The following is a 21763-nucleotide window of genomic DNA, read 5'->3' as shown; positions in this document are numbered from 1 at the left end:
TGCGGAGTTTCACACAGGCTCGCGCCACAGGGTCAGGACGCCGTCGCGCCGCCCCGCGATCAGCCGCTCCCCGCGCGAATCTGACGCGACGGCCACCCCGCCCTGCCCGCGCCACGCGGTGACCAGCGCATCCACCCCGCGGATCTGCTTGTCGGTCAGCCCGGTCGCACCGCCGGCCAGCAACCAGCCGCGGATCACCCGACGCCGCATCGCGTCGGGCAACGTGGCCAGAGCCTGGGTCCGCAGCCCGGAGTCCGCCTGCACGCCGGGCAGTGCCTGCGCCGCGAGCGTGTCGATGAACTCGGTGTCCTCCCGCAGCGCCGTCGCCGTCCGGGCCAGCGCCTCGGCCACCCCGCCGCCCAGCACGTCCTCGAGCAGGGGCAGCACCTCGTGCCGCAGCCGGGTCCGGGTGAAGCGCCGGTCGCTGTTGTGCGGGTCCTGCCACGCGGTCAGGCCCAGCTCACGGCACGCGGCGTGCGTCGTGGCACGCCGCACACCCAGCAACGGCCGGCACCACGGCGGGTCATGCGGGCGCATCCCGGCCATCGAGCGCGCTCCGGACCCGCGGCCCAGCCCGAGCAGCACCGTCTCGGCTTGATCGTCGAGCGTGTGGGCCAGCAGCACCGGCCCGTGACGGCAGGCGCTCAACGCGGCGTAACGGGCCGCACGCGCCGCGGCCTCGGGACCGCCGTTGGGACCAACCGGGCTGCCGACCTGTACGCAAACCACTTGTGCGTCAACACATCCCAATGCGACAGCCTGGGTGCGTGCGGTTTCGGCGACAGCGGCCGATTCGGGCTGCAGGCCGTGGTCCACGATCAGCGCGGTGGTGGGCCGCAGCGGGGCCGCGACGGCGGTGAGCGCCAGCGAGTCCGGCCCGCCCGATAGCGCCACACACCATGGGTCCCCGCTGACCAGATAGGACTTGGCGAACGTCTCGACAGCCGCGCGCAGCTGCGCTACAGAATCCTGTCGATCCATCGCTGGGGGTCTTCGATCTCGGGGGGCAGCGGCAGGGTTTCGGGGCTGGTCCAGACGGTGTTGAACCGCTCCATTCCGACCCGGCCGACCACGTGGTCGACGAATGCCTTGCCGCGGGTGTACTGGCTGAGCTTGGCGTCCAGGCCGAGCAGGGCGCGCATCAGGCGCTGCAGCGGCGGGGGCTTGCGATGACGACGGTCGTCGAATCGACCGCGAATGGTGGCCACCGATGGCACCGCCTTCGGCCCGACGGCATCCATGACGTGGTCTGCGTGCCCCTCCAGCAAGGTGCCCAGCACCAGCAGCTGATCCAGGGCCTTGCGCTGTGGCTCGGACTGCACGGCGCGGACCAGGCCGACGATCCCCGACGTGGAATCGTCGGCTCCGGACGTTCCGCGACCGCGGTTGCGCACGTACTCGGCCAGCCGGCCGGCCACTTCCCCGATGTCGTCGCCGGCGTCGCGGGTCAACAACGCCAGGGCGTCCGACATGTAGTCGGGCAACCAGGGGTTGGCGGTGAACTGCACCCGGTGCGTCACCTCGTGCAGGCACACCCACAGCCGGAAGTCGGCCGGCTCGACCCGCAGCTGACGCTCGACGGCGATGACGTTCGGATACACCAGCAGCAGGCAGCCCTGTTTGTCGGTGGCGAACGGGTCGTACTGGCCGAGGATCCCGGAAGCCACAAACGCCAGCACGGCGCCCGTCTGCGCGCCCGTGAGCCGGCCGGTGAGAAACCCGTGTGGCTTCTCGGTGCCGCGCGTCATCACCCGCATCGAGTCCGCCGCGGCGCGAACCCACTCGCCGCGGTCGACGATGCGCGCCGCCGGCACCTCGCCGCTGGTGGCCAGGCCCGTGACGTCGCGTACCAGCGGTTCGGCTTTGGTCGCCGAACCGGCCAGCTCGTCGATCGCCTGACCGCGGGTGTAGTCGCTGGCCGGCGGTCCGGGCCGGGCCAGCCGAGCGCCGACCGTCGCCGCGAACCGCCAGTCGACGGCGGTCCCCAGGGTCAGGTCGGATGGCGCGGTCATGTGCACCCGCAAGTCCACAGCCGGGTGGCCAGGGCGTCCATCACGTTGCGTCCGTTGGGGCCGGCCGCGTTGGAGATGAACGCGAACGTCAGCACGCGTCCGCTGCGGTCGGTGACGACCCCGACAAGCGAGTTGGTCGCGGTCAACGAGCCGGTCTTGGCGCGCAACCAGCCGGCCGGACCCTGATTGGTGGCCTGGTCGAGAAAGCGCTCTGCCAGCGTCCCGCTGCCGCCGGCGATCGGAAGCAGATCGAGCAGCGCCCGCAACGACGGCTGGTCCGGCCCCGCGGCCGCCTGCACGGTGCCGTCGAGCGTCTTGGCCGTCAGGCGGTCGTCGACCGAGAGTCCGCTGGAGTCCAGCAGCGCGGCGCCGGTGGTGTCGATGTGCGCGGTGCTCAACCGGTTGGTCACCGCGTCGACCGCACCCGCGAAACTGCGCGGCCGATTGATCGCCGCCGCCACCTCACGGGCGATGCATTCGGCCAGCACGTTGTCGGAGTGGTCCATCATCTCGCCGAGCCGCTGGACCAGCGGCGCCGATTGCACCACCGCCAGCTGCCGCGCCCCGGACGGGGCGGAGGCGACGGTCACCGCGGCGGGATCCATTCCGAGGGCCTTGGCCAGCTCCCGCCCGGCGTCCAGCGCCGGAGTCTTGGATCGCCTTGAGTTGACGGTGCTCGGCTGGATGCGTCCGGCGTCGACCATCACCGACTCGATCGGCGCGATGTCGCCGTTGTCGATGTCAGTCGGATCCCAGCCCTGCGCCATCGTCGGCCCGGTGAACGCCGAGGTGTCCACTTGCACGGCCGTCGGCGTCATGCCGCTGCGATGAATCTGCTCCACTAGGTCGCTGATCCGTGGCGCACCCCGGTACCAGGTCGGGACGTCGGGTGGCGCGGCCGACAGCGTCGGATCACCCGCACCCACTAACACGATCGGCCCCTGGGCGTTCTGGCTCCCGGCCACGACGCGGGTGCTGATGCGGGCCTGACGATCCAGCGTCAGCAATGCCGCGGCCGCGGTCAGAACCTTGTTGGTCGACGCCGGCACCAACGGCAGGTCGTCGGCCACCTGCCACAGCTCTTTTCCGGTGACGGCATCGGTGACCCGGCCCCCGAGCCTGCCCAGATTGGGGTCGGCCGCCACCGGCGCCAGCACGGCCGCCAGGCCAGCAGCCGACGGCGTATCGGCGGTGTCGGCGACGGGCACCATTCCCGGCTTCACCACCGGTGCGCGCGGCGGCGGTACGGGGACGTGCGCGTTGCTGCTGCCGTGCCCACCCGTGGTGAAGAAGGTGGCCGCGGCCACCACGGCTGCGACGAACGCGAGCACGGCCAATCCGATGAACACCTGGGTGGATTTCCGCCAGCGAGTACGACCCATCACTCTCCTGACTGTTTGGTCCTATTCTGCCGAATCTGCCGCAACTCGCTCGACTAGGGTGATCCGCGACGCAACCGACCTACCCGGGTCCACCCAGATTCACTTCCCTTCAAAGGAGCCGAGACAGTGCAATTCGACGTGGTCATTGAGATCCCGAAGGGCCAGCGGAACAAGTACGAGGTCGATCACGAGACGGGGCGAGTGAAGCTGGACCGCTACCTGTACACGTCGATGGCCTACCCCACCGACTACGGGTTCATCGAGAACACCCTCGGCGAGGACGGCGACCCCCTGGACGTGCTGCTGCTGCTTCCCGAGTCGGTGTTCCCCGGCGTCCTGGTCGAGGCGCGGCCGGTGGGGATGTTCAAGATGGTCGACGAGGCCGGCGGTGACGACAAGGTGTTGTGCGTTCCGGCCGGCGACCACCGCTGGGACCACATCCAGGACATCGGCGACGTTCCGTCCTACGAGCTGGACGTCATCAAGCACTTCTTCTCGCAATACAAGGCGCTGGAACCGGGCAAGTACGTCAAGGCGGCGGACTGGGTCGGTCGCGCCGAAGCCGAGGCGGAGGTGGAGCGCTCCATCGCGCGGTTCAAAGAAGGCGGGCACTAACGCTTCTGGCGTAACCGCGCCCACCCCGCTCGGGGATTCTCGGTGGCATCCTGGCGGTGTGACCCCGGTGTTTCATTTCGCCTCGAACTTCTGGTGGCTGATCTTCCCGTTCGCGGGTGCGATCGGAACCGGCGTCAGGGCGGTGGCCGCCGCCAATGAGCGCCGGGCGCAACGACGGCTGGAACGGTACCGGCTGAAGCAGCAGACCAAGATCGCCGTCGCTCAGGCGAAGGGGCGGGTGCGCGACGACGACGAAGGCGCCCGGCGGGATCTCACGAAACTGATTGCGGCACATGATCGTACGGATGCGCAGTGGCTGGAGTACGAGGTCGATATCGCCAAATTGCTGGACTTCCCGCTGATGACGAATATGCGCGATCCGCTGACCATCGCCTTCCACAAGGCGAAGCGGCACGCGGACCTGTTGCGGCCGGACCGGCCCCAGGACTTCGCCGGCGACCGCGCCGCACAACTGGACTACCGCGATGCGGTCCACGAGTACATCAGCGCGTTCGAGATCGCGCAGGCCGAGGCAATTCGCCGGCGCCGCAGCGACTTCTCCGAGGACGAGCAGCAACGACTGGCCCGGGCCCAGCACCTGCTGCACCTGGCGCAGGACGAGGGAGCCACCCGCGAGGAGCGGCAGAACGCCTACGCGCGGGCCGGCAAGGAGCTCGACGGCCTGATCGTGCTGCCCGCTCCCGCGCGGGCCAGCATCGAACGGCGTATCGCCGGACAGATCGAGGCATAGCCAACGGGTCAGGCGGCCCTGGCATCGCGCCTGTTGCGCAGGACGCTCCACCCGAACGCCGCCCCGACGAAGACCACGCCCACCGAAGCGGTGGCGGCCTCGGGAATCCGATACCGCTCCTCGATGGACAGCAGCATGATCACCGCCAACGCGCCGATCGCCCAGTGCGCGCCATGTTCCAGATACACATAGCGGTCCAGCGTCTGCTGCTGGACCAGGTAGATCGTGATCGACCGGACGAACATCGAGCCGACCAGCCCGAGGCCCAGGGCGATGATGATGGGATCCGACGTGATCGCGAAGGCGCCGGTGACCCCGTCGAACGAGAACGCCGCGTCCAGCACCTCGAGGTACAGGAACAGCGTCAGGCCGGCCTTGCCCGTCGCCAGGACCGCCGCGGAGGACGATGCGGCGCCGTCAACTGCGGCTGGCCTGAATGCCTGGCTCAGACCGTTGACGATCAGATACGTCACCAGGCCCAGCAGCCCGGCCGTCAGCACCGTCGCACACTCGTCGCGCGAGTGGGTCAACTGCGTGCCGACCAGAACCAGCACGGCGCCGGTGACCACCACCGACACCTCGGCAAGACGACCAATACGCGCGAAAGGGACCTCTATCCACCTGAGCCACTTGATGTCTCGGTCGTAGACGACGAAGTCCAGAAACAGCATCAGCAGAAATATCCCGCCGAATGCCGCGATCTGCGGATGGGCCGCCAGCACCAGCTTTTCGTAGCTGGGCGAGCCGTCCGGGAATTCCAGTGCGCCGTGCGGCGGCGGATTGCGCGCCAAGTCCAGCGCGCGGATCGGGTGTAGTCCCGCGGTGGCCCACACGATCAGCAACGGGAACACAAGACGCATACCGAACACGGCGATCAGAATCCCGATGGTCAGGAACATCTGCCGCCAAAACGGGCTCATCCGCTTCAGCACGCCGGCGTTGATGATCGCGTTGTCGAAGGACAACGACACCTCGAGAATGGCCAGGGCTACCAAGAGAAACAGGGCATTGAGCCCACCGTGGGCGTAACCGAGCGCCAGGGCCGCCAAGGTGAGCAGCAGCGAAATCCCGAAGATGCGAGCGGCGGCCATGAGTCCTTCCTGACAGCCGCCCACACTAGGGCGAAGCCGGTCGCGGCCGCCAGCCATGGAAGCGGCGCACTTACTATTTTCAAATTGTGGCGAAACTGGCGGTAGTTGGGGTCTGTCGGCCGAATGCGCCGCCCCGGTGACCGAAGTCGGCGGCGCGGCGTCCCCGTTGGGCGCTGCCGGGGCCGCGGGAGCGTCCCAGGGGCCGGTCGCGCGCAGCAGCATGGCCCGGGTCGGCGCCGCGACCGCGCTGACCGCGCTGTGCGGCTACGCGGTGATCTATCTGGCGGCTCGTGACCTGGCTCCGAGCGGCTTCTCGGTGTTCGGGGTCTTCTGGGGCGCGTTCGGCTTGGTCACCGGCGCCGCCTTCGGCCTGCTGCAGGAAACCACCCGGGAGGTCCGTGCCACGCGTTACATCGACGCGTTGCCCACTCCCGAATCGCGCAACCACCCGCTGCGCGTCGCCGCGATGGTCGGCGTCGCGGCGGCCGTCGTGATCGCGGGCAGCTCACCGCTGTGGGGCGCGCGGGTGTTCGTGGAACAACGCTGGCTGTCGGTAGCGCTGCTGGCCGTCGGCCTGGCCGGGTTCTGTCTGCACGCCACCCTGCTCGGCATGTTGGCCGGCACCGATCAATGGACCCAGTACGGGGCTCTGATGGTGACCGACGCGGTCATGCGGGTGGCGATCGCCGCGGCCACGTTCGTGCTCGGCTGGGGGTTGACCGGATTCTTGTGGGCGACGGTGGCCGGCGCGGTGGCCTGGCTGATCATCCTGGCGGCCTCACCCACGGTCCGCGCGACGGCCCGGCTGCTGACGCCCGGCAACACCGCGACGTTCTTGCGGGGCACCGCGCATTCGATCACCGCGGCCGGCGCCAGCGCGATTCTGGTGATGGGATTCCCGGTGCTGCTCAAGCTGACGTCGAATGAGCTTGGGGCACAAGGCGGTGTGATCATCCTGGCCGTGACGTTGACCCGCGCGCCGCTGCTGGTGCCGTTGACCGCCATGCAGGGCAACCTGATCGCACACTTCGTCGACGAGCGCAGCAACCGGCTGCGGGCGCTGCTCGCGCCGGCGGCGATCATCGGCGGCATCGGCGCTATCGGGGTGCTGGCGGCCGGCCTGGTGGGCCCGTGGCTGCTGCGGGTCGCCTTCGGGTCGCAGTACGACGCCAGCGGCGCGCTGTTGGCATGGCTGACGGGCGCGGCGTTGTCGATCGCCGTGCTGACGCTCACCGGCGCGGCCGCGGTGGCCTCCGCGCTGCATCGGTCGTACGCGCTGGGGTGGGTCGGGGCCACCGCGGCGTCTGGACTGTTGTTGCTGCTGCCGCTGCCGCTGGAGACCCGCACCGTGGTCGCGCTGCTGTGCGGTCCGCTGGTGGGAATCGGCGTCCACCTGCTGGCCCTGGCGCGCGCCGGGCGCTAAACCGGCTGATCCTGGCTACCCTGTGAACATCGAAACGGATTATCCCGGCGCCTGGATCGTCATTCCCGCCTACAACGAAGCCACGGTCATCGGTGAGGTGATCGCGGATGTGCGTTCGGTCTTCGACCACGTCGTGTGCGTCGACGACGGCAGCACGGACGGCACCGGCGAGATCGCCAGGCGGGCCGGGGCTCATCTGGTCCGCCATCCGGTCAACCTGGGTCAGGGCGCGGCCATTCAGACCGGCGTCGAGTACGCCCGCAAGCAGCCCGGGGCGCGGGTGTTCGCGACCTTCGACGCCGACGGGCAGCATCGCGTCAAAGACCTCGCCGCGATGATCGACCGGCTCGTCGCCGAAGACGTCGACATCGTCATCGGAACGCGGTTCGGCGGGCCGGAGAGCAGCCGGCCGCCATTTCTGAAGCGGATCGTGCTGCAGACCGCCGCGCGATTGAGCCCACGCGGTCGCCGGCTTGGCCTGACCGACACCAACAATGGGCTGCGGGTGTTCAACAAGACGGTCGCCGACGGGCTGAACATCACGATGAGCGGCATGAGTCATGCCAACGAATTCATCATGCTGGTCGCCGAAAACCATTGGCGCGTGGTCGAACAGCCGGTTGAGGTGCTGTACACCGAATACTCGAGGTCGAAAGGCCAGCCCCTGCTCAACGGAGTCAACATCATTTTCGACGGGTTCCTCCGCGGGAGGATTCCGAGATGAGAAGGACTGAAAGATGAACTGGATCCAGGTGCTGCTGATCGGGGCGATCATCGCGCTGCTGATATATCTGCTGCGGTCGCGCCGCAGCTCACGGTCGAAGGCCTGGGTCAAGGTCGGCTACGTCTTCTTCGTGCTCGCCGGCATCTACGCCGTGCTGCGGCCCGACGACACCACCGTGGTCGCGCACTGGTTCGGCGTGCGCCGCGGCACCGACCTGATGCTCTATGCGCTGATCATGGCGTTCAGCTTCACCACGCTTAGCACCTATATGCGGTTCAAGGACTTGGAGTTGCGTTACGCGCGCCTTGCCCGCGCCGTCGCGCTCGACGGCGCACAGGCGCCCCAGCCGCGCTAGTAGGCCTGGGCGTGCCGGAAGAACTCGACCGTGCGAAACACGCCATCTTTGAGGTCGACTTGCGGCCGCCAGCCCAAAACCCTTGCCGCTGAGCTGATATCGAGGCAGGAACGTTTCAGATCGCCGAGCCGGTCCGGGTGAAAATCCGGGTCGTCGGGGCCCCCGACGGCTTCGGCCACCGCCGTGTGCAGTTGCCGGTCGGAGGTCTCTATTCCGGTGCCGATATTGAAACGCTGCCCACTGCCGGCTGTCCCGGACGCCTTGACGAAGGCGTCCACGACGTCGTCGACGAACACGTAGTCGCGCGTCTTGCCGCCGTCCCCGAAGACCTTCGTCGGCTTACCCGACAGCAGCGCCTGCGCGAAGATCGCCACCACGCCCGCTTCGCCGTGCGGGTCTTGGCGCGGGCCGTAGACGTTGGCCGGCGCGATGTGCGAGCAGTCCAGGCCGTACAGATGCCGGAAGGTGTTCAGGTAGATCTCGCCGGCCACCTTGCCCGCGGCATACGGCGACGCCGGGTCGGACGGCACGGTCTCGGGAGTCGGGTACTGCGAAGGGGTGCCGTAGATGGATCCTCCCGACGAGGTGTGCACGACTTTGCGAACACCGGCGCGGCGCGCGGCCTCGGCCAGCCGCACCGTCCCGATGACGTTGACCGAGGCATCGAACTGCGGGTCGGTCACCGAGTGACGAACGTCGATCTGCGCCGCCAGGTGGAACACCACCTCGGGGCGGTGCTCGTCGAGGATCGCGTTGAGATCCGCGGTCACGATGTCCGCCTCGAGAAAGACGTGAGCGGAATCGTCGGCCAGGTGCTCGAGGTTTCTCGCCTTGCCCGACGCGAAATTGTCCAGGCTCACCACCGAATGGCCGTCCGCCAGCAGGCGGTCGACCAGCGTAGACCCGATGAATCCGGCTGCCCCCGTAACCAGTGCGTGCACCGGCCCACCATACCGACCGGTAAACAATAACCATGCCCGCCGCCATGACCCGGATGCCGCGGATCGCCCTCGCGGCGGCCGCGCTGATCGTGGTCCAGCTGGTAGTACGCGCGGTGCTGGCATTCGGCGGCTACTTCTACTGGGACGACCTGATCCTGATCGGGAAGGCCGGAACCGAGGGGTTGCTGTCGTCGTCGTACCTGTTCGACGACCACGACGGCCACGTGATGCCGGCGGCCTTCCTGATCGCGGGCGTGCTGATCCGGCTGGCTCCGCTGGATTGGACCGGGCCCGCGATCAGCCTGGTGGTGCTGCAGCTGCTCGCCTCGCTGGCGCTGTTACGCGCGCTGTATGTGATCCTCGGCTGGCGTCGCGTGCTACTGATCCCGCTGACGTTCGCGCTATTCACGCCGCTGGGGGTACCGGGGTTCGCGTGGTGGGCGGCGGCGCTGAACTCGCTGCCGATGCTGGCGGCGCTGGCCTGGGTGTGCGCCGACGCGGTGCTGCTGGTGCGCACCGGCAACCAGCGCTACGCGCTGACCGGCCTGCTGGTCTACCTGGGCGGGTTGCTGTTCTTCGAGAAGGCGGCAGTGATCCCGTTCGTCGCGTTCGCGGTGGTCGCCCTGCTCTGCCATGTGCGCGGTGAGAGATCCGCGCTGCTGACGGCCTGGCGTGGGGCTTCGAGATTGTGGGTCGCGTCGCTGATCCTGACGGTCGCGTGGGTGGCGATCTACCTCGCGGTGGTCAATCAGCAGCGGTGGAGTTCCGACCTCGCGATGACCGGGGATCTGCTGTCGCGGTCCATCACCCACGGCATCGTGCCGGGGCTGGCCGGCGGGCCGTGGCACTGGGACCGCTGGGTGCCGGCCTCGCCGTGGGCCACTCCCCCACCACTGGCGATGGCAGTGGGCTGGCTGGTGCTGGTCGCGGTGCTGGCGCTGACGCTGGTCCGCAAGCAGCGCATCGGCCCGGTGTGGCTGACCGCGGCCGGTTACGCCGTGGCATGCCAGGTGCCGATCTATCTGATGCGCTCGTCGAAGCTGACCGCGCTGGAACTCGCCCAAACCCTGCGCTATCTGCCGGATCTCGTCGTCGTGCTGGCGCTGTTGGCCGCCGTCGGGCTCTGCGCACCGAATCGGTCGCTTGGCGCGCGTTGGCTGGATGCGTCACCGCAACGCGCAGTAGTGGCAACAGGTTTGGCGGTGTCTTTCGTGGCCAGCAGCCTGTACTCGACGGCTACCTTTCTGACCAGCTGGCGCGACAACCCGACTCAGGCCTATCTGCGCAATGCCCGGGCTAGTTTAGCCGCAGCACAAGCGAATTCGAATGCTCCGCTGCTGGATCAGGAGGTCGACCCGATGATCCTGCAGCGCGTGGCCTACCCGGAGAATCTGGCCAGCCATATGTTCGCCCTGCTCCGGGACAGACCGGAATTTTCCACGGCGACAACGCAATTGCGAATGTTCGACAGCTCCGGGCGACTGGTCCCCGCGAGAGTCACCTGGATTCGGAAGATCAAACCCGGGCCGATGCCGCAGTGTGGCTATTTCGCCCAGCCGGACAAGCCGGCGCGGATGGTGCTCGACGGGCCGCTGCTGCCCGCCGATTGGACCGTCGAATTCAACTATCTGGCCAACAGTGACGGCTCGATGACCGTCTCGCTGTCGGAGGGGCCCGGTGTCAAGGTTCCGGTGCATCCGGGACTCAACCGGGTCTACGCCCGGCTGCCGGGCGCCGGCGACGCGATCATGGTTCGGGCCAACACCACCGCGCTGGCCCTGTGCGTAGCGTCGGGGCCGGTGGGCTTCCTCGCGCCGGCCTAAGCCGCGCGCCCAACCCGGCTAGCCAATTTGTATGCCGCCGGGTCCCCGGATGTCGTTGCTGCGCCCCGGGTTACTGATTTGGGGGACGCCACCTCCGGGCCCTTTCTCCCAGGTGATGTGGTTGCCCGTGCCGGTGGCCTCGATGGCGGCGACGGTTTGCAGGTTCACCGTGTTGGCGACACCGCTGACGTCGACCTCGCCGCACGACCCGTTCAGCGTGATAGTTGAGTCCTCACCCACAACCCTGATCGGCGATTGACTTCCGCAGTCATAGGTCACAAACGAGAAACTGTTGTCGATTTTGGCAGGCGCCGTGTCGGCCCACGCGATATTGCTTGTCGCAGAAGCACTTCCAACTAAGACGGCAACCATCGCCACCAGCACGCGAAGCATGGACGCCCACATACCTTGACGATGCCATCCTAGGGAGCCGCCTGGCGAGGAATTTATAACCGTCTGGCTTTTAAGCGGCGCTCGGCCCGCGCCACGGCGCTTGTGCCAACGTGCTTTTAGGGTCGCGTTGGACCGTGAACGCCGGGCGCAGCGTCGTCACGGGGGCCAGGTCAGTAGTTCGCTGGGCGCTCTGCTGAGCCCTGCGGTACGTCCACCAGGCCGTGGCCATAATCGCGATCGCCAGTCCGAGAGCCAACAGGACCAAAGCGTCTCCGAAGGCCAGCAACATGATGATGCCCGCCGCGATCCAGACCGCCTCACTGATGGGGTAATGGGAATCCATGTCAACCTCGCTCGAAGTGTGAAGTCACCTTGATATCTGGCGACTGCCAGCTGCAACGCGGGAGCGACGGGAAGGCTGCCCGATCCGGGGCCGCGGTGACTGAACTCACTGTGGAATCCACCGGTTGATGGAGCCGCCTGGGGGAGTCGAACCCCCGACCTATTCATTACGAGTGAATCGCTCTACCGACTGAGCTAAGGCGGCGCGCCCTCTAGCTGGGCGGCACGAGTCTACGGCAGGCGGGCGCGCGTGCTCAATTTCAAACCCGTTCAGTCCCGCAGTTCTTGGCCGATGGTGGCCACCATCGCGTCGACGGCGAACTTGGGCTTGACGTTGGCCGCCAGCGCTTCGCGGCACTCCAGCACGGCCTCGATGCAGCGCAGCAGCCGCTCGGGCGCGGCATGAGCGGCCAGCGCCGCCACCCGCTCGGCCATGTCCGGATGGTTGGCCCGCACCCCGCCCGCCTGCGCCGAGACCACCAGCGCGTCCCGGAAGTAGGTCGCCAGGTCGATCAGCGCCCGGTCCAGCGCATCGCGCGATGCCCTGGTGTGGCGTGACTTCTGCCGTCGCTCGAGATCCTTGATCGCCCCCGTGGCGCCGCGCATCGCCCCGGCGGTGCCCTTCCCGGTGCCGCCGGCCCCCAGCGCCGTCCGCAGCTCCTCGGTCTCGGCCTCGGCACGGTCGGCGGTCAATACGACCGCCTCGGTTTCGGCCGCGGCCACCAATTCCTCGGCGGCGGCATAGGCGCGCGCCGGGGTGGCGGCGTCACGGACCAGTCCCAGCGCCCGCTCCCGCCGCTCCCTGGCCTCCGGGTCGGTCGCGAGCCGGCGCGCCCGCCCCACGTGACCGCCGCTGACCGACGCCGCCCAGCTCGCCGTGTCGGCGGTCAGCCCGTCGCTGTCGATCAGCACCTGCGCGATCGAATCGGTCGACGGGGTCACCAGTGCGACGTGCCGGCACCGGGACCGCAGCGTGACCGCGATGTCCTCGGGATCCACCGACGGCGCACACAGCAGGAACACCGTCGACGGCGGTGGTTCCTCGACCACCTTCAGCAGCGCGTTGGCGGCACCTTCGGTCAGCCGATCGGCGTCCTCGACCACCACGATCTGCCGGTGTCCGGTGCTCGGGCGGCGCGACGCGATCTGCACGATGCCGCGCATCTCGTCGACCCCGATGGACAGGCCCTCGGGGATTACCCGCCGGACGTCGGCGTGGGTGCCGGCCATCGTCGTCGTGCAGGCCCGGCACTGCCCGCAGCCAGGGCCCCCGTCTTCAGGAGAGGAGGTGCACTGCAGTGCGGCCGCGAAGCACAGCGCCGCAATTGAGCGCCCCGATCCCGGCGGACCGGTGATGAGCCACGCATGTGTCATAGTCCCGTGGTCCCCAGTGCTGTGACCGGGATCACTGCGGGTGGCTCGGGCGGCAGCGAGCAGCTCGGCCTCCACCGCTTCCTGGCCTACCAGCCGCGTAAACACTCCGGACATCACTGGCAACACTAGTGAGACAGAGCGACGTCTACCGCCTGGCTACCGTATCGCGACAATTCCGTGATCTTTTCCGACATTTCGCCAGGATCGGGCGACTTGCCGAAGGGATTTAGGGTTACCGGCTAGTCCCTGCCGACCGATACGGTGGGTTGGTGGCAACACCGGGTGCGCTGCCCGGGCGAATCGGTGCGTTCGTCCGGTGGGTGGTGCGCACCCCGTGGCCGCTGTTCTCGCTGAGCATGCTGCAGGCCGACATCATCGGCGCCCTGTTCGTGCTCGGCTTCCTGCGTTACGGCCTGCCACCCCAGGACCGTATTCAACTGCAGGATCTGCCAACGCTCAACCTGGCGATCTTCGCCGGCTCGTTGGTCGTCTTGTTCCTCGTCGGTGTCGTGGTCAACCTCAAACTGCTGATGCCGGTTTTCCGCTGGCAACGCCGCGACAACATGCTCGCCGAGACCGATCCGGCCGCCACCGAACTGGCCCGTAGTCGCGCCTTGCGCATGCCGTACTACCGCACATTGAGCACCGTCGTGTACTGGTGCATCGGCGGTGTGGTGTTCATCGTCGCCAGCTGGTCGGTGGCCAGGTTCGCCGCGCCCGTCGTCACCGTCGCGACCGCATTGGGGGCCGCGGCCACCGCGATCATCGGCTACCTGCAATCCGAACGGGTGTTGCGGCCGGTGGCGGTCGCCGCCCTGCGCAGCGGGGTGCCGGAGAACGTCAAGGCGCCCGGCGTCATCCTGCGCCAGATCCTGACCTGGATGCTGTCCACCGCGGTGCCGCTGCTGGCGATCGTGCTCGCCGTGGTGGCCGACAAGGTCTCGCTGCTCCACACCGCGCCCGAGAGCCTGTTCAATCCCATCCTGTTGCTGGCCCTGACGGCGCTGGGCGTCGGGCTGATCAGCACCCTGCTGGTGGCCATGTCGATCGCCGACCCGCTTCGCCAGCTGCGCTGGGCGCTCTCGGAGGTGCAGCGCGGTAACTACAACGCGCACATGCAGATCTACGACGCCAGCGAGCTGGGCCTGCTGCAGGCCGGGTTCAACGACATGGTGCGCGACCTGTCCGAGCGGCAGCGGCTGCGCGACCTCTTCGGTCGCTACGTCGGCGAAGACGTGGCCCGCCGGGCGATCGAGCGCGGTACCGAGCTGGGTGGCCAGGAACGCGACGTCGCGGTGCTGTTCGTCGACCTGGTCGGGTCGACCCAGCTGGCCGCGACGCGACCGCCCGCCGAGGTGGTCCATCTGCTCAACGAATTCTTCCGCGTGGTGGTCGACACCGTCGGCCGCCACGGCGGCTTCGTCAACAAGTTCCAGGGCGATGCCGCGCTGGCCATCTTCGGTGCACCCATCGAGCATCCGGACGCCGCCGGTGGCGCACTGGCGGCCGCCCGTGAGTTGCACGATGAACTCTTGCCGGTGATCGGCGTGGCCGAGTTCGGCATCGGGGTGTCCTCCGGCCGGGCCATCGCGGGCCATATCGGCGCACTGGCTCGCTTCGAGTACACCGTGATCGGCGACCCGGTCAACGAGGCGGCGCGGCTGACCGAGCTGGCCAAACTCGAGTCCGGCCACGTGCTTGCGTCGGCGATCGCGGTCAGCGGCGCGTTAGACGCCGAGGCGTTGTGCTGGGATGTCGGCGAGGTGGTCGAGCTACGCGGTCGCACCGCGCCCACTCAGCTGGCCCGGCCGCTGAATCTGGCTGTCCCCCCGGCGGTTTCGACCCCGCGGCCCATCGTCGAAGAAGTATCCAGCGAAATTATGTGATCAGCGCGGGCGCTAGCTGCGCTTGGCGGCCTTTTTCGCCGGGGCTTTGCGGGTGGTCTTCTTCGCGGTCCGTTTCACCGGACCCCGCGCTCGCCGGTCGGCCAGCAGCTCGGCGGCCCGCTCGTCGGTGATCGACAGCACGTCGTCGCCCTTGCGCAGGCTGGCGTTGGTCTCGCCGTCGGTGACATACGGCCCAAATCGACCGTCCTTCACCACCATTGGCTTGCCCGATGCGGGGTCATTGCCCAGCTCGCGCAGTGGCGGGGCCGACGCGGCTTGCCTGCCACGGCGTTTCGGCTCGGCGTAAATCTTCAGCGCCTCGTCGAGCGTGATCGTGAACATCTGCTCCTCGGTCGCCAGCGAACGAGAATCTGTGCCGCGCTTCAGGTATGGGCCATAGCGCCCGTTCTGCGCGGTGATCTCCTCGCCCGACTGGGGATCGACACCGACCACCCTGGGCAGTGACAGCAGTCTCAACGCGTCTTCGAGCGTGACGGTCTGCAGATCCATGGTGCGCAGCAGCGAGCCGGTGCGGGGCTTGGGACCGGTCGGCTTCTTGCCCTTCTTCGCCGGGGTTGCATCACCGTCGTCCGGGGGCGGCTCCGGCAAGACCTCAGTCACATACGGTCCGTAACGACCGTCCCTGGCCAGGATTTCGTGGCCGGTTTCGGGATCCACGCCCAGCGAGCGGCCCTCTTGCGGTGTGGCGAAAAGCTCTTCGGCTACCTCGAGCGTCAGCTCGTCGGGAGTCAGGGAGTCATTCAGGTTGGCGCGCTGCGGCTTTGACTCACCATCGTCGCCGGTGATCGTGCGCTCCAGATAGGGACCGTTCTTGCCCACCCGGACATAGACCGGGCGGCCCTGCGCATCGTCAAACAGCTTGATCGAGTTGACTTCTCGGGCATCGATGCCTTCGAGGTTGACGCCGACGAGCTTCTTGAGCCCACCTGAGCGAGCCACCGAGTCGGGTACGCCGTGGTCACCGCCGAAGTAGAAGTTGTTGAGCCAGTTGGTGCGTTGCTCGTTACCCGACGCGATCGCATCGAGCTCGTCTTCCATCGCCGCGGTGAAGTCGTAGTCGACGAGCCGGCCGAAATGCTGCTCCAGCAGACCCGTGACGGCGAACGCGACCCACGAGGGCACCAGCGCGCTGCCCTTCTTGTGCACGTAGCCGCGGTCCTGGATGGTCTTGATGATCGACGAGTACGTCGACGGGCGGCCGATCCCCAGCTCCTCGAGCGCCTTGATCAGCGAGGCCTCGGTGTAGCGCGCCGGCGGGTTGGTGGCATGGCCGTCGGGGGTGAGCTCGAGGGCATCCAGGCGCTGGCCCTCGGTGAGCTGGGGCAGCCGGCGCTCGGCGTCGTCGGCCTCGCCGCCGGCCAGCTCGTCCACGGTTTCCACGTACGCCTTGAGGAAGCCGGCGAAGGTGATGGTGCGGCCGCTCGCGGAGAACACCACCTGCTGGTCGTTCGATGCACCGGCGATCCGCAAGCTCAGCGTGGTGCCGCGCGCGTCGGCCATCTGCGAGGCCACCGTGCGCTGCCAGATCAGCTCGTAGAGGCGGAACTCGTCGCCGTCGAGTTCACGGCGCACCGCATCCGGAGTTGCGAAAGTCTCACCCGCCGGGCGGATCGCCTCGTGGGCCTCCTGGGCGTTCTTGACCTTCCGGGTGTACTGACGCGGCGACGGGGACACGTATTCGTCGCCGTAGAGCTGACTGGCCTGAGTGCGAGCCGCGCTGATCGCCGACTGCGACAGCGTCGTCGAGTCGGTACGCATATAGGTGATGTAGCCGTTTTCGTAGAGCCGCTGGGCGATGCTCATCGTCCGCTCGGACGAGAAGCGCAGCTTGCGGCCCGCCTCCTGCTGCAGCGTCGACGTCATGAACGGCGCGTACGGGCGCCGGGTGTACGGCTTCTCTTCGACCGAGGCCACGGACAGCTGTGCGCCGCGTAATCCGGTGGCTAGTTCCGTGGCCCGTGCTTCATCGAGCACCACGACTTCGTCGGCCTTGCGCAGCGTGCCCAGCGAGTCGAAATCACGCCCGGTGGCGACCCGCAATCCGTCGACGGCGCTCAGCCGGGCGGTGAAGGTGGGCGGCTGAGCATTCGAATCGGACACGCTGGCGTCCAGCTGAGCGACGATGTCCCAGTACGACGCGCTGCGGAACGCCATGCGGTCGCGTTCGCGCTGCACGATGATGCGGGTGGCCACGGACTGCACCCGGCCCGCCGACAGCCGGGGCGCGACCTTCTTCCACAGCACCGGACTGACTTCATAGCCGTACAGCCGGTCCAGGATGCGACGGGTTTCCTGCGCGTCGACCAGGTCGATGTCGAGGTCGCGGGGGTTTTGCGCGGCCTCGAGAATGGCCGGCTCGGTGATCTCGTGGAACACCATCCGCTTGACCGGGATGCGTGGCTTCAGCGTTTCCATCAGATGCCAGGCGATGGCCTCGCCCTCGCGGTCACCATCCGTGGCGAGGTAGAGCTCGTCGACGTCCTTGAGCAGGCCCTTGAGCTCGCTGACCGTGCTCTTCTTCTCCGGGCTGATGATGTAGAGCGGTTCGAAGTCGGCGTCGACGTTCACTCCGAGCCGGGCCCAGGGCTCCGACTTGAACTTGGCGGGCACGTCGGCGGCGGCTCTGGGCAGGTCACGGATGTGCCCTCGCGACGACTCGACGATGTACGTGGAGCCCAGGTAGCCCGCGAGTTTGCGCGCTTTCGTCGGCGACTCGACGATGACAAGTCGCCTCCGGCTGCCATTGCCGCCGTTGTCGCGGCCTACTGTTGGGTCAGCCACCTGCGCTTACGCTCCATCTCTCTACCGGCCTCGGTTCGAGACCGCCCTGCAGGAAGAATGACAGGCAGACGTGTGAAATTCCGCTGAACTTCAGATACGCCGGCGTTCCTTCCCGTTCGGGCACCTGACAATTTCGCACCCAGAGGCGGGCCGACGCAAACCGACTCTCCGAAAACACAGGTCCTAGCGACTGCCAAACCCCAGTGGCGGGTGCTGCCCCGCGCACCTGCGGATCCTGGATCCGGTCCGCTCGCGGATCCCGGGTCGCTCGGCTAAACCCGGGGCCACAACGCCAACGCCTCGGCGCCGTCAGGATGTTCCCCCACGTTCTCTACCAGCCGCGATAGCCTGCGACGGCCGCTGATCCGCAGCGCCGGGCGCCCGCCGCGGGTACCGATCAGGGTGGGTGCGATCCCGACCCGCATCAGGGCCGACGCCAGCGGTGAATGCGTGTCGGGAGCGTGTGGATCCAGACCCAGTTGATAGTGATCGCCTTCGGGTGTGCCCGCCACGATGGTCCACGCCCGCAGCTCGCGCGGGCCGGGTAGCCAGCGCGGTGGCACCGTCTTGACCGCGCCGCGGGTCCATTCGGCGGCGATCGCGGTCAACGACGGGTCGATCGCCGTCCGCACCAGCGGTGTGTCCTCGTCCGTGCGGCCGATCTCGGGGACCAAGCCGGCCTCGTCGATCATGTCGGCCAGAGCCGTGGCGCGCCAGAGCTGATCCACGACCACCGAAAGCCGGGCGCCACGGGCCTCGGCGACGCCCACCGTCACGATCTGGCCAGAAGCCGCCAGCACTCCACACAGATCGGCGACCGCGGGCGGCACCGCCTCCGCTGTGAAGAAGGAAAGCTGACTCACCACACCGACAGTAAGCCAGGTCGTCCGTCCCCGCTTCGAGGTATTCGGCGCGGCGTCCGGCGTGGCGGGTCGGCCGCTCCCGGGTGCAGGTGACGGACGCGTGAATAGATAGTGAAAACCCCCCGGCAGAACCCGCTGAGCGGATTGCACGGGGGGTTTTCGTCAGAATCTGCTCGATTTAGACGGAGCGGACTCCGGTGGCCTGGGGGCCCTTAGGGCTGTGGCCGATCTCGAACTCGACCTTCTGATTCTCTTCGAGGGTGCGGAAGCCCGAACCCTGGATCTCCGTGTAGTGGACAAAAACGTCCGCGGAACCATCTTCAGGAGCGATGAAACCGAACCCCTTCTCCGCGTTGAACCACTTCACAGTTCCCTGTGGCATTTCTCGATCTTTCCTTTTCTTCAAGGTGCGGAGCACCGCTTTTCGGTGCTCCGGGCCCGTTGTCACCGCCATACCTCACGGAGTCGTCGGAACTTCACCCGACCGTTAACCTCGCAGGAACCGCGGGTCGCAACGTCGATCCTGCGAAGTTTTGACACGAACACAGAAGCTACGACCGCAAACAGTCAATCATGTTCATCGCGTCGGCGACAGACTTGTGTCCCTGACTGATTCTTGGAAGGTGTGACGTGGCGAGTTTCGGCAGCGACCTGCTGGCTGTCGCGCTTGCCGGTACCGCGCCGGACGAGCATCCGCTGCGCCACGTCGCGGAGCTGCCGGCCCGCGCCGGCAGGCCCCGTAGTTGGCCGGAATGGGCCGAACCCGACGTCGTGCGAGCCTTGACCGAGCGCGGTATCAGTGCACCGTGGTCACATCAGGCGCAGGCCGCCGAATTGGCCCATGCCGGCCGTCATGTCGTGGTCAGCACCGGTACGGCGTCGGGCAAGTCGCTGGCCTATCAACTGCCCGTTCTCAATGCGCTGGCGACGGACCCCTTGGCCCGGGTGCTGTACCTGTCGCCGACGAAGGCCCTGGGTCACGACCAGTTGCGCACCGCGCACGCACTGACGGCGGCCATCCCGCGACTGGGCCATCCGGGTTTCGAGGTCGCGCCCACCGCCTATGACGGCGACAGCCCCGCCGAGGTTCGCCGCTTCGCGCGCGAGCGTTCCCGATGGCTGTTTTCCAACCCCGACATGATCCATTTGTCTATTTTGCGAAACCATCCGCGCTGGGCCGTCTTGCTGCGCGGCCTGCGCTACGTGATCGTCGACGAATGTCATTACTACCGTGGCGTCTTCGGCTCGAACGTGGCGATGGTGCTGCGCCGCCTGCTGCGGCTGTGTGCGCGCTATTCCGCCGCGCCGACGGTGATCTTCGCCAGCGCCACGACGGATTCGCCTGGCACGACGGCCTCCGAACTCATCGGCCTGCCGGTCGACGAGGTCACCGAAGACGGCTCCCCGCAAGGCGCTCGCACCGTGGCGTTATGGGAACCCGCCCTGCGCACCGACATCACCGGCGAGCACGGTGCCCCGGTGCGGCGCTCCGCCGGTGCCGAGGCGGCGCGGGTGATGGCCGATCTGATCGCCGAGGGGGCCCAGACCCTGACCTTCGTTCGTTCCCGGCGCGCGGCGGAATTGACCGCGCTGGGCGCCCGAGCGCGGCTGGACGACGTCGCCGCGGAGCTGTCGCACACAGTGGCGTCTTACCGGGCCGGTTATCTCGCCGAGGACCGCAACGCGCTGGAACGCGCGCTGGCCGAGGGCCGATTGCGGGGCCTGGCCACCACCAACGCGCTGGAGTTGGGCGTGGACATCGCGGGGCTGGATGCGGTGGTGCTCGCCGGTTTTCCCGGGACGGTTGCGTCCTTCTGGCAACAAGCCGGCCGGTCGGGCCGGCGCGGGCAGGGTGCGCTGGTGGTGCTGATCGCCCGCGACGATCCGCTGGACACGTATCTGGTGCACAATCCCGCGGCGCTGTTGGACAAGCCGGTCGAGCGGGTGGTGATCGACCCGGCCAACCCCTACATTCTCGGTCCCCAACTGCTTTGCGCCGCAACAGAATTGCCTCTCGAGGAGGCGGAGGTCCGAGAGCTCGGCGCCGTGCCAGTGGCCGACGGACTGGTCGACGACGGGCTGTTGCGCCGGCGCAACGGCAAGTACTTTCCCGTGCCCGGTCTGGAACCGCATGGCGCGGTGGACATCCGTGGCTCGGCGGGTGGCCAGATCGTCATCGTGGAGGCTGATACCGGGCGACTGCTGGGCAGCACCGGGGTGGGCCAGGCCCCCGCCTCGGTCCACCCGGGGGCGGTATATCTGCACCAGGGCGACACGTACGTCGTCGATTCGCTGGATCTCGAGGGCGGAATGGCCTTCGTCCACGCCGAGGACCCCGGCTATGCGACATTTGCCCGCGAAATCACCGACATCAAGGTCACCGGCAACGGCGAGCAATCGACTTTCGGCCCGGTCACCCTGGGCGTGCTGCCGGTCCGGGTCACCCACCAGGTCGTGGGTTACCTGCGTCGGCGTCTTTCCGGGGAGGTCATCGATTTCATCGAGCTGGACATGCCCGAACACGTCCTCGACACCACCGCGGTCATGTACACCGTCACGCCGGAGGCGTTGGCGCGCAACGGGGTCGACGCGGCGCGGATTCCTGGCTCGTTGCACGCCGCCGAACACGCCGCCATTGGGCTGCTGCCGTTGGTGGCCAGCTGCGACCGCGGTGACATCGGCGGGATGTCCACCGCGCTCGGCCCGTTGGGTGAGCCCAGCGTTTTCGTCTACGACGGGTATCCGGGCGGGGCGGGATTCGCCGACCGCGGCTTCCGCCAGGCACGCACCTGGTTGAGTGCGACGGCAGCGGCTATCGAGGCGTGTGAATGCCCAACGGGTTGTCCGTCGTGCGTGCAGTCCCCCAAGTGCGGCAACGGCAACGACCCGTTGGACAAGGCGGGTGCCGTGCAGGTGCTGCGATTGGTGCTTGCGGAGTTGCCGTGAGGATCGCGCTGAGCGTTCCGACGGACGGCGACCGACCCCT

General features: G+C 67.9%; 19 protein-coding genes and 1 tRNA gene. 8 read left to right on the top strand and 12 right to left on the bottom strand.

What is annotated here, in order from left to right:
- Positions 1-9: 9 nt before the first annotated feature.
- Genes tilS through dacB form a run of 3 tightly spaced genes read right to left on the bottom strand, consistent with a single transcriptional unit; the run spans position 10 to position 3394 of the window.
- On the bottom strand, positions 10-981 hold the full coding sequence (tilS, locus tag ACZY0B_RS01180; RefSeq protein WP_463762101.1) for a tRNA lysidine(34) synthetase TilS: 972 nt from the start codon (positions 979-981) through the stop codon (positions 10-12).
- Positions 960-2012, bottom strand: a complete 1053-nt coding sequence (locus ACZY0B_RS01175) for a zinc-dependent metalloprotease (RefSeq protein ID WP_463762100.1) — start codon at positions 2010-2012, stop codon at positions 960-962. Before ACZY0B_RS01175 ends, tilS begins: the two co-directional genes overlap by 22 nt.
- Positions 2009-3394, bottom strand: coding sequence for a D-alanyl-D-alanine carboxypeptidase/D-alanyl-D-alanine endopeptidase (gene dacB, locus ACZY0B_RS01170; RefSeq protein ID WP_463762099.1), 1386 nt, complete (start codon positions 3392-3394; stop codon positions 2009-2011). The genes ACZY0B_RS01175 and dacB overlap by 4 nt, the downstream gene beginning before the upstream one ends.
- A 126-nt stretch (positions 3395-3520) precedes the next feature.
- On the opposite strand from dacB, the gene ACZY0B_RS01165 reads away from it, so the two are divergent.
- On the top strand, positions 3521-4009 hold the full coding sequence (locus ACZY0B_RS01165; RefSeq protein WP_342927312.1) for an inorganic diphosphatase: 489 nt from the start codon (positions 3521-3523) through the stop codon (positions 4007-4009).
- Positions 4010-4067: 58 nt separating this feature from the next.
- On the top strand, positions 4068-4760 hold the full coding sequence (locus ACZY0B_RS01160) for a hypothetical protein (RefSeq protein ID WP_463762098.1): 693 nt from the start codon (positions 4068-4070) through the stop codon (positions 4758-4760).
- 8 nt (positions 4761-4768) lie between these two features.
- On the opposite strand, the gene ACZY0B_RS01155 is transcribed toward ACZY0B_RS01160, so the two are convergent.
- Positions 4769-5851 carry a DUF475 domain-containing protein gene (locus ACZY0B_RS01155; protein ID WP_463762097.1) on the bottom strand — a complete coding sequence of 361 codons (1083 nt, stop codon included), beginning with the start codon at positions 5849-5851 and terminating at the stop codon, positions 4769-4771.
- A gap of 220 nt (positions 5852-6071) precedes the next feature.
- Here ACZY0B_RS01155 and ACZY0B_RS01150 point away from each other — a divergent pair, with 220 nt between their 5' ends.
- The 3 genes from ACZY0B_RS01150 to ACZY0B_RS01140 are packed head-to-tail and all read left to right on the top strand — an operon-like array spanning position 6072 to position 8353.
- Positions 6072-7274 carry a hypothetical protein gene (locus ACZY0B_RS01150; protein WP_463762369.1) on the top strand — a complete coding sequence of 401 codons (1203 nt, stop codon included), beginning with the start codon at positions 6072-6074 and terminating at the stop codon, positions 7272-7274.
- 22 nt (positions 7275-7296) lie between these two features.
- Positions 7297-7998 carry a glycosyltransferase family 2 protein gene (locus tag ACZY0B_RS01145; RefSeq protein ID WP_463762096.1) on the top strand — a complete coding sequence of 234 codons (702 nt, stop codon included), beginning with the start codon at positions 7297-7299 and terminating at the stop codon, positions 7996-7998.
- A 13-nt stretch (positions 7999-8011) separates the two neighbouring features.
- Positions 8012-8353: a DUF2304 domain-containing protein gene (locus tag ACZY0B_RS01140; protein WP_463762095.1), complete on the top strand. Its 342-nt coding sequence runs from the start codon at positions 8012-8014 to the stop codon at positions 8351-8353.
- On the opposite strand, the gene ACZY0B_RS01135 is transcribed toward ACZY0B_RS01140, so the two are convergent.
- On the bottom strand, positions 8350-9294 hold the full coding sequence (locus ACZY0B_RS01135; protein WP_463762094.1) for an NAD-dependent epimerase/dehydratase family protein: 945 nt from the start codon (positions 9292-9294) through the stop codon (positions 8350-8352). The genes ACZY0B_RS01140 and ACZY0B_RS01135 overlap by 4 nt on opposite strands.
- 32 nt (positions 9295-9326) lie before the next feature.
- Here ACZY0B_RS01135 and ACZY0B_RS01130 point away from each other — a divergent pair, with 32 nt between their 5' ends.
- Positions 9327-11117, top strand: a complete 1791-nt coding sequence (locus ACZY0B_RS01130) for a hypothetical protein (RefSeq protein ID WP_463762092.1) — start codon at positions 9327-9329, stop codon at positions 11115-11117.
- An 18-nt stretch (positions 11118-11135) separates the two neighbouring features.
- On the opposite strand, the gene ACZY0B_RS01125 is transcribed toward ACZY0B_RS01130, so the two are convergent.
- From ACZY0B_RS01125 to ACZY0B_RS01110, 4 genes are all read right to left on the bottom strand, one after another.
- Positions 11136-11510: a DUF3060 domain-containing protein gene (locus ACZY0B_RS01125; protein ID WP_463762091.1), complete on the bottom strand. Its 375-nt coding sequence runs from the start codon at positions 11508-11510 to the stop codon at positions 11136-11138.
- A gap of 70 nt (positions 11511-11580) precedes the next feature.
- The gene (locus ACZY0B_RS01120; RefSeq protein ID WP_463762090.1) at positions 11581-11853 is read right to left on the bottom strand and encodes a hypothetical protein; all 273 of its coding nucleotides are present in this window, start codon (positions 11851-11853) and stop codon (positions 11581-11583) included.
- Positions 11854-11981: 128 nt separating this feature from the next.
- A tRNA-Thr gene (locus tag ACZY0B_RS01115) sits at positions 11982-12057 on the bottom strand.
- 65 nt (positions 12058-12122) lie between these two features.
- The gene (locus ACZY0B_RS01110; RefSeq protein ID WP_463762089.1) at positions 12123-13340 is read right to left on the bottom strand and encodes a DNA polymerase III subunit delta'; all 1218 of its coding nucleotides are present in this window, start codon (positions 13338-13340) and stop codon (positions 12123-12125) included.
- A gap of 155 nt (positions 13341-13495) precedes the next feature.
- Between ACZY0B_RS01110 and ACZY0B_RS01105 the strand changes: the two genes are divergently transcribed.
- Positions 13496-15112 (top strand): adenylate/guanylate cyclase domain-containing protein, encoded by a 1617-nt coding sequence (locus ACZY0B_RS01105; protein WP_463762088.1) that lies wholly within the window; start codon positions 13496-13498, stop codon positions 15110-15112.
- A gap of 12 nt (positions 15113-15124) precedes the next feature.
- On the opposite strand, the gene topA is transcribed toward ACZY0B_RS01105, so the two are convergent.
- The 3 genes from topA to cspA form a co-directional block, all read right to left on the bottom strand.
- Positions 15125-17914 (bottom strand): type I DNA topoisomerase, encoded by a 2790-nt coding sequence (gene topA / locus ACZY0B_RS01100; protein WP_463762087.1) that lies wholly within the window; start codon positions 17912-17914, stop codon positions 15125-15127.
- Between the two features lie 272 nt (positions 17915-18186).
- Complete coding sequence (locus ACZY0B_RS01095) at positions 18187-18777, bottom strand: hypothetical protein (protein ID WP_463762086.1); 591 nt, start codon at positions 18775-18777, stop codon at positions 18187-18189.
- 178 nt (positions 18778-18955) lie between these two features.
- The gene (gene cspA / locus ACZY0B_RS01090) at positions 18956-19159 is read right to left on the bottom strand and encodes a cold shock protein CspA (protein ID WP_007166602.1); all 204 of its coding nucleotides are present in this window, start codon (positions 19157-19159) and stop codon (positions 18956-18958) included.
- A gap of 248 nt (positions 19160-19407) precedes the next feature.
- On the opposite strand from cspA, the gene ACZY0B_RS01085 reads away from it, so the two are divergent.
- Complete coding sequence (locus tag ACZY0B_RS01085) at positions 19408-21723, top strand: DEAD/DEAH box helicase (RefSeq protein ID WP_463762085.1); 2316 nt, start codon at positions 19408-19410, stop codon at positions 21721-21723.
- Positions 21724-21763 lie beyond the last annotated feature (40 nt).

Source organism: Mycobacterium sp. IDUB_19 (genome assembly GCF_055419445.1).
The sequence above is the reverse complement of the archived record's forward strand: the minus strand, read 5'-3'. Positions and strand labels throughout refer to the sequence as shown.

Coding starts and splice junctions, on each gene's coding strand:
- tilS (WP_463762101.1), bottom strand. CDS start 981: ATGGATCGACAGGATTCTGTAGCGCAGCTGCGCGCGGCTGTCGAGACG.
- ACZY0B_RS01175 (WP_463762100.1), bottom strand. CDS start 2,012: ATGACCGCGCCATCCGACCTGACCCTGGGGACCGCCGTCGACTGGCGG.
- dacB (WP_463762099.1), bottom strand. CDS start 3,394: ATGGGTCGTACTCGCTGGCGGAAATCCACCCAGGTGTTCATCGGATTG.
- ACZY0B_RS01155 (WP_463762097.1), bottom strand. CDS start 5,851: ATGGCCGCCGCTCGCATCTTCGGGATTTCGCTGCTGCTCACCTTGGCG.
- ACZY0B_RS01150 (WP_463762369.1), top strand. CDS start 6,072: ATGGCCCGGGTCGGCGCCGCGACCGCGCTGACCGCGCTGTGCGGCTAC.
- ACZY0B_RS01140 (WP_463762095.1), top strand. CDS start 8,012: ATGAACTGGATCCAGGTGCTGCTGATCGGGGCGATCATCGCGCTGCTG.
- ACZY0B_RS01130 (WP_463762092.1), top strand. CDS start 9,327: ATGCCCGCCGCCATGACCCGGATGCCGCGGATCGCCCTCGCGGCGGCC.
- ACZY0B_RS01125 (WP_463762091.1), bottom strand. CDS start 11,510: ATGCTTCGCGTGCTGGTGGCGATGGTTGCCGTCTTAGTTGGAAGTGCT.
- ACZY0B_RS01120 (WP_463762090.1), bottom strand. CDS start 11,853: ATGGATTCCCATTACCCCATCAGTGAGGCGGTCTGGATCGCGGCGGGC.
- ACZY0B_RS01110 (WP_463762089.1), bottom strand. CDS start 13,340: ATGTCCGGAGTGTTTACGCGGCTGGTAGGCCAGGAAGCGGTGGAGGCC.
- cspA (WP_007166602.1), bottom strand. CDS start 19,159: ATGCCACAGGGAACTGTGAAGTGGTTCAACGCGGAGAAGGGGTTCGGT.